This window comes from Vannielia sp., assembly GCF_029212645.1.
Lineage (GTDB): Bacteria > Pseudomonadota > Alphaproteobacteria > Rhodobacterales > Rhodobacteraceae > Vannielia.
On sequence record NZ_JARGND010000040.1, the window covers coordinates 20,761 to 27,090 of the forward strand.

The 6,330-nt window shown below is 63.8% G+C and carries 9 protein-coding genes; 8 read left to right on the forward strand and 1 reads right to left on the reverse strand.

Going from position 1 to position 6,330, the window contains the following annotated elements:
- The first annotated feature begins 89 nt into the window (after positions 1-89).
- The 8 genes from P1U55_RS12425 (at position 90) to P1U55_RS12460 (ending at position 6,028) form a co-directional block, all read left to right on the forward strand.
- Positions 90-950 (forward strand): DUF2059 domain-containing protein, encoded by an 861-nt coding sequence (locus tag P1U55_RS12425; protein ID WP_301047937.1) that lies wholly within the window; start codon positions 90-92, stop codon positions 948-950.
- Positions 951-1,201: 251 nt separating this feature from the next.
- Complete coding sequence (locus P1U55_RS12430; RefSeq protein WP_301047938.1) at positions 1,202-1,876, forward strand: 50S ribosomal protein L21; 675 nt, start codon at positions 1,202-1,204, stop codon at positions 1,874-1,876.
- 21 nt (positions 1,877-1,897) lie between these two features.
- Positions 1,898-2,167, forward strand: coding sequence for a 50S ribosomal protein L27 (gene rpmA, locus P1U55_RS12435; protein ID WP_301047939.1), 270 nt, complete (start codon positions 1,898-1,900; stop codon positions 2,165-2,167).
- A gap of 160 nt (positions 2,168-2,327) precedes the next feature.
- Positions 2,328-2,879, forward strand: coding sequence for a GNAT family protein (locus P1U55_RS12440; protein WP_301047940.1), 552 nt, complete (start codon positions 2,328-2,330; stop codon positions 2,877-2,879).
- A 5-nt stretch (positions 2,880-2,884) separates the two neighbouring features.
- Complete coding sequence (locus P1U55_RS12445; protein WP_301047941.1) at positions 2,885-3,430, forward strand: GNAT family N-acetyltransferase; 546 nt, start codon at positions 2,885-2,887, stop codon at positions 3,428-3,430.
- Positions 3,418-4,449, forward strand: a complete 1,032-nt coding sequence (gene obgE / locus P1U55_RS12450) for a GTPase ObgE (protein WP_301047942.1) — start codon at positions 3,418-3,420, stop codon at positions 4,447-4,449. Before P1U55_RS12445 ends, obgE begins: the two co-directional genes overlap by 13 nt.
- A complete protein-coding gene (proB, locus tag P1U55_RS12455; RefSeq protein WP_301047943.1) occupies positions 4,437-5,537 on the forward strand; it encodes a glutamate 5-kinase in 1,101 nt (366 codons plus the stop codon). The genes obgE and proB overlap by 13 nt, the downstream gene beginning before the upstream one ends.
- Positions 5,538-5,611: 74 nt before the next feature.
- On the forward strand, positions 5,612-6,028 hold the full coding sequence (locus P1U55_RS12460) for a VOC family protein (RefSeq protein WP_301047944.1): 417 nt from the start codon (positions 5,612-5,614) through the stop codon (positions 6,026-6,028).
- Positions 6,029-6,125: 97 nt separating this feature from the next.
- Here the strand turns inward: P1U55_RS12460 and P1U55_RS12465 are convergent.
- On the reverse strand, positions 6,126-6,330 hold a 205-nt coding region (locus P1U55_RS12465), incomplete at its 5' end, for an aminomethyltransferase beta-barrel domain-containing protein (protein ID WP_366943051.1).

A 6,330-nucleotide genomic window follows, 5' to 3' on the forward strand; every position in this document is an offset into this window, starting at 1 on the left:
TATGCCTCTGGCAGCGCTATGTGCCTGTTTGCTCAAATCCTCACGCGGCACTGTTTTGCCTGTTCGCCTAAAGGAGCCTCGTGCGCCTCATGTTCCGCCTTCTTGCCGTTTTCCTTGCCTTCGGGCTGATCGCTGCCGTGCCGCAGGCCCCGGTGCGTGCCGAGCAGGCCATCGCGCCCGCTGAACCGGCCTCTGCCGAGATGCGCGAGATGCTGACGCTGATCGGCATGGACCGGCTGTTGCCGATCATGCGTGCCGAGGGAGTGGCTTACGCCGATGCGCTTGAGGCAGAGCTGTTCCCCGGCAAGGGCGGCGCGGATTGGGCGGCGATGATCGAACAGATCTACGCGCCCGAGCGGATGGAAAAGATCATCACCCGCCGTTTCTCAACCGAAATGGCAGATGTGGATCTTGCCCCGCTGCGCGCCTTTTTTGATACCGAGCGCGGCCAGCGGATCGTGGGGCTTGAGATTTCGGCCCGCGAAGCGCTGCTCGATGACGAGGTTGAGGCGGTGAGCCGGGATAACCTTGATATCCTGCGCGGGGAGGACGACCCGCGCCTTGCCGTTCTGGGCGATTTCATCGAGGAAAACGATCTGGTTGAGACCAATATCGCCGGGGCGCTCAACTCGAACCTCGCCTTTTATCAAGGGCTGGCGGCGGGCGGTGCGCTGACCGTGGAAATGAGCCAGGAGGACATGCTGCGCGATGTCTGGGCACAGGAGCCGGATATTCGTGAAGAGACTGAAGGTTGGGTTTGGTCTTACCTTGCCATGGCCTACAAGCCCCTGAAAGACGAGGATATTACCGCCTATACCGCCCTGTCGCGCACCGCAGAGGGGCGGGCACTGAACGCGGCGCTTTTTGCGGCGTTTGATGATCTCTTCACCGCGATTTCGCGCGATCTGGGGATTGGCGCGTCACAGTTCATGTCGCGCGAAGATATTTGAGGGCTGAGTCAAGGGCTGGGCGGGCGGCTGAAACGGCGCTCAAACCCGCGTGAAGGGGAGGGCGAAACCGGCCTTATCCCCCTTGACACAAAGCGCTATCCGCCCGATAAGCCGCGCTCCATACCCACGCAGGGGTGGAAAACCGATGCAACAAGGCCCATCTGAAGGGCACGCTGTTCGAGGTGGCAAAAGCCAGAACACGCCGGGCGATCCGGCGGACCGTAGGAACGCGACAGAGTAAGGAAACACCTATGTTTGCGGTTATGAAAACCGGCGGCAAGCAATATAAAGTGACGAGCGGCGATGTGCTGCGCGTTGAAAAGCTGGCCGCTGAGGCGGGTGAAACCGTCCAGTTCAACGAGATTCTCATGGTGGGTGCCACGATCGGTTCGCCGATGGTTGATGGCGCTGCCGTGCAAGCCGAAGTGATCGACCAGATCAAGGGTGAGAAAGTCATCCACTTCGTGAAACGCCGCCGTAAGCATGGCTCGCAGCGCACCAAGGGCCACCGCCAGCAGCTTACCCTGCTGCGCGTGACCGACATCCTTGAAAAGGGTGCTGACAAGTCGGGCGTGAAAGCCGCTATCGGCGCAGGCTCGGTTTCCGGTGCTGCCGTGGCCGCTGCCACCAAGGACGCCACGAAGAAGGCCGCCGCCAAGAAAGCCGAGGCCCCCAAGGCCGAAGCCAAGGCTGAAGCGCCCAAGAAGGCCGCCAAGGCCGAGACCGGCGCCGCTGGCGACGATCTCAAGCAGCTGTCGGGTGTTGGCCCGGCGCTTGAGAAGAAACTGCATGAAGCGGGCGTGACCACGTTCGCCCAGATCGCCGCCTGGGGCGCTGACGATATTGCCGAGATGGACGAGAAGCTTTCGTTCAAGGGCCGTATCGAGCGCGAAGGCTGGGTTGACCAAGCCAAGAAACTGGCTTGAGCCGAGAAGGAGTAGAGACAGATGGCACATAAAAAAGCAGGCGGTTCATCCCGTAACGGCCGCGACTCCGCAGGCCGTCGCCTCGGCGTCAAGAAATTCGGCGGTCAGTCCGTGATCCCCGGCAACATCATCGTGCGTCAGCGCGGCACCAAGTGGTGGCCGGGCGAGGGCGTGGGCATGGGCAAGGATCACACGATCTTTGCAGTTGAAGAGGGCCACGTCACCTTCCGCAAGGGCCTCAAGGGGCGCACCTTTATTTCGGTACTTCCGGCCCAGGAGGCCGCTGAATAAGCCGATCCAGGCGAATGAGAAAAATTCGGGGGGATCGGTTCAAAAGCCGGTCCCCCCGCTTCGTTTTGGGCGTTGCCGTTGTTTGGTTTTGGCACGCCGTTGCGGCCGGGGGGAGACTGTGCCGCCGTCGCGCAAAGCGCGTAGAGTAGGGAGAGTAGCGATGAGAGAAGACCGGATCACCGGACAGCCCGTGATCACCGCCGAGCGGGTGGTGCTGCGCCCCTTGCAGGCCAGCGACGCCGGGCTGATCACCCTTTATGCAGCCGACAAGCGCGTGGCCAATGCCACCCGCCACCTGCCGCACCCGCTGCCGCCCGGCACCGCCGAGGCCTTTATCCGTGGCTCGCATTCTGAAAACCGCCGGGAAGATGTGTGGGCGATTGATGGCACCGCCGCCGGCATGGGCGAGCTTGTGGGCATTGTTGCCCTCGGCAAAATGGAGCGGGAAGACGGGCGCAAGCAATCGGAGGTGCGCTATTGGGTTGCCCCCGCCATGTGGAACACCGGCATTGCCTCTGAGGCGGTGCAGGCGATGGTTGAGGCCAATCCGCAGGGCTGTGACACGCTCTTTGCCGAGGTGTTTCAGGATAACCCGATTTCGGCGCGCGTGCTCACCAATGCGGGTTTTGAATACCTTGGCGACGCCGAGGCGCATTGCGTGTCGCGCGGCTCTAACGTGCCAACCTGGACCTACCTGAAAAAGATCGGCTGACCAGAATGACACAGGAGCAGCTCGACCTGAACACCGGGCGGCTCCTGATCCGGGAGATGAGCGCCGCTGATGCCCCGCGCCTTGCGGCGCTTGGCGGCGTGCCCGAAGTGGCCCGCATGATGCTGTCGCTCACCGCGCCCTGGCCGGTCGCGGCGGCGCAAGCGTGGATCGAGGCTGCGCCCTATCGCCAGCGCCCCGGCTTTCGCGCCGGGATCGCGCTGCCCGGCACCGGCCTGATCGGGGCGATTGGCCTTTACAATGAAACCCCGCCAACGCTGGCCTATTTCATCGCGCCCGAGTGGGCCGGGCAGGGTTATGCCAGCGAGGCCGCCCGCGCCGTGCTTGCCCATGGCTTCACCGCCCTTGGGGTGCGTGAGGTTGCGGCCGATCATTTCACCGACAACCCAGCCTCCGGGCGTATCCTGCGCAAACTGGGGTTCATTGAAACCGGCGAAGCCATGGGGGAAAGCGCGGCAAGGCTTGAGCCTGCCCGCCTGACCCTATATCGCCTGACACGAACCGATTTCGAGGCAACGACATGCAATTCCTAGATCTGGCCAAGGTATATATCCGCTCCGGCGCAGGCGGGAACGGCTGTATCTCGTTTCGCCGCGAGAAATACATTGAATACGGTGGCCCCGATGGCGGCGATGGCGGCTGCGGCGGCAATGTGATTGCCGAAGCCGTCGACAGCCTGAACACGCTGATCGACTTTCGCTATCAGCAGCACTTTTTTGCTAAAAACGGTGTGCCCGGCATGGGCCGCCAGCGCACCGGGGCGGATGGCAAGGATATCATCCTGCGGGTGCCGGTGGGCACCGAGATTTTGGAGGATGATGAAGAGACCGTGATCGCCGATCTCACCGAGGTGGGCCAGCGCGTGGTGTTGGCGCGGGGCGGCAACGGTGGCTTTGGCAACCTGCACTTCAAATCCGCAACCAACCAGGCCCCGCGCCGCGCCAACCCCGGCCAACCTGCGGTGGAGCGCACCATCTGGCTGCGCCTGAAGCTGATTGCCGATGCGGGCCTGCTGGGCCTGCCCAACGCGGGCAAGAGCACCTTCCTGTCTGCCACCTCCAATGCGCGGCCCAAGATTGCCGATTACCCCTTCACCACGCTGGTGCCCAACCTTGGGGTTGTGGGGGTGGATGGGGCCGAGTTTGTGATGGCCGATATTCCGGGGCTGATTGCCGGGGCGCATGAGGGCAAGGGCATTGGCGATCGCTTCCTTGGCCATGTGGAGCGTTGCGAGGTGCTGTTGCACCTGATTGATGGCACCTCCGAAACCGTGGCCGAAGATTACCACACCATCATCCATGAGCTTGAGGCTTACGGCGGCCACCTGGCCGACAAGCCCCGCGTGACCGCGCTCAACAAGATTGATGCGTTGAGCGATGAGGAAAAGGCCGAGCGCTTTGACGCGTTGCAGGAGGCCGCAGGGCAGCGCCCCTTTGCCATATCGGGCGTGGCGGGAGACGGGGTGCAGGATGTGCTGCGGGCCGTGCGTGCGCAGATCACCCGCGCCCGCACCCCGAAATCCGAAGAGGATGAAGAGCAGTGGCGTCCCTGAGCGGCACCAAACGGCTGGTTGTCAAGATCGGCTCGGCGCTGCTGGTTGATGCGGCCACCGGGCTGCGGCGTGACTGGCTGGCCGCTCTGGCCGATGACATTGCCGCCTTGCGGGCAGCGGGCACCGAGGTGCTGCTGGTGTCGTCCGGCTCTATCGCGCTTGGCCGCCGGGTGCTGTCGCTCGGGGTTGAAGCCTTGCCGCTGGAGCAAAGTCAGGCGGCGGCGGCGGTGGGGCAGATCCGCCTGGCGCGCGCCTATGAGGAGGCGCTCGCCCCGCATGATCTGAAAGCCGCGCAGGTGCTGCTGACCCTTGAAGACAGCGCGGATCGGCGCCGCTATCTTAACACCCGCGCCACGCTGGAAACGCTTTTGCATTTGGGCGTTGTGCCCATCGTCAACGAAAACGATACCGTGGCCACCGATGAAATCCGCTTTGGTGACAATGACCGCCTCGCCGCACAGGTGGCGGTGACGGTTGGGGCCGACATGCTGGTGCTTCTGTCAGACGTTGATGGCCTTTACACCGCCAACCCGGCGGTGGATGCCAGCGCCGAACGCTTTGACGTGATCGAGGAAATCACCCCCGAGATCGAGGCGATGGCGGGTGACGCAGGCTCTGGCCTGTCGCGCGGGGGCATGAAAACCAAGCTGATGGCCGCGCGTACCGCCACGCTGGCGGGCTGTGCGATGCAAATCACCCACGGCCACAGGGCGCATCCGCTGGAGCGGCTCTCGCAAGGGGGCGCCGCGACGCTGTTCACCGCGCAGACCACCCCGAAGGCGGCGCGCAAAGGCTGGATCGCCTCGATGAAGCCGCAGGGCAGCATTACCGTGGATGAGGGCGCGGCCAAGGCGCTTTTGGCGGGAAAATCGCTGCTTCCGGCGGGGATCCTGGCGGTTTCCGGCAGTTTTCATCGAGGTGACCCGATTGAGATCATGGGGCCGGAGGGGCATTTGGGCCAAGGGCTGACCCGCTACACCGCTGGCGAAGCACGCACCATTCAGGGCCACCAATCTGGTGATATCGAAGCGCTGCTTGGCTATCCGGGCCGCGCTACGCTGATCCACCGCGATGACATGGCGCTTTAGGGCTTCGGCGGGCCAAGCGGCGTGAGGGAATGCCGGGCGGGGGCGATGCAGGCTTTGGGAAAGGACCATGCAGGATGATTGCCTATGTCACCGTTGGGGCCAATGATATTGCCCGCGCAAAGCGGTTTTACCAGGCGTTCCTACCAGCCCTTGGCTATGGGCTGACGGAAGGGCCGCAAGGGCTGAGCTATGCCTTGCCTGTGGCGCCGGGCCAGCCTGCGATGCGGCCCGAGTTTTATGTGAAATCCCCCTTTGATGGGCGCGCGGCCTCGGCTGGGAATGGCGCCATGGTGGCGTTTGAGGTGCCAAGTCAGGCGCAGGTACGCGCTATGCATTCTGCCGCCGTTGCCGCTGGTGGAACGGATGAGGGCGCGCCGGGCTTTCGCGCCGCCTATGGCCCTCATTTTTTTGTGGGCTACCTGCGCGATCCGCAAGGCAACAAGATTGCGCTGTTTTCCAGCGATCCGAGGGAACCGGGGCGGGACGGGTAAGGCGGGACTATTGCGTCGGCCTTCTGCGCCATGGTTCCCCCGCACCCCCCGGGATATTTACCGGAGCATTGAGAGGGGTGGGCGCAGGTGACTTTGGTTATTTTCCGCGCCAGATCCAGCCGCCGCCGAGAACGCGGGTGCCGTCGGGCGCGTAGAACACGCAGGCCTGGCCGGGAGAGACGCCCTCTTCCGGGGTGAGCAGATCAATTTGCGCGGTGCCGTGTGCCATGTGGCGCAGGATGGCCGGTGCGGGCAGGCGGGTGGAGCGGATGCGGGTGCGGATTTCGATTTCCTCACCGGGG